The organism is Helicobacter didelphidarum (assembly GCF_003364195.1).
GTDB lineage: Bacteria > Campylobacterota > Campylobacteria > Campylobacterales > Helicobacteraceae > Helicobacter_A > Helicobacter_A didelphidarum.
Map to the genome: position 1 here is coordinate 1 of NZ_NXLQ01000200.1, position 539 is coordinate 539.

Genomic DNA, 539 nt, shown 5'->3' on the forward strand with positions numbered 1-539 from the left:
CTACATTATCTACTGCTGTGCTTATATCTTTAGAATGATTAGCTATTTCTACATTCTGTTGTGTAATAGTCTCTAATTGAGAGATAGCTTCATTGATTTGAGAAATACCTGTTGCTTGTTCTTTAATAGATTCTGCCATATCATTAATAGATTGCACTAAGATATTTGTATTGGCTTCTATTTCTCCTAAGCTCTTTTGTGTTCTTTCTGCAAGTTTTCTGACTTCATCAGCTACAACTGCAAATCCTCTTCCATGTTCTCCTGCTCTTGCTGCTTCTATGGCTGCATTGAGTGCTAAGAGATTTGTTTGGTCTGCTATATCTCTAATAATACCAATAACATTTTTAATGTCTTCACTTTGTGCTATTACTTCACCTGTTCTTCCTGATACATTTTGCATAGATGAAGTAATCTCTTCTACTGCTGTGGCTGTTTGTTCTAATGAACTTGCTTGAGTATTCGAAGATTCTGTAAGAGTTCGGACTGCTTCTTCTAAATCTTTTGATTTAGATTCTAAGTCTTTAGCGAAGTTTGCTGAA

The 539-nt window shown here is 34.7% G+C and carries 1 protein-coding gene; it reads right to left on the reverse strand.

Annotated elements, in window-relative coordinates:
- The coding region (locus tag CQA53_RS13465) for a methyl-accepting chemotaxis protein (RefSeq protein WP_245945926.1) at positions 1-539 on the reverse strand (539 nt) is incomplete at both ends.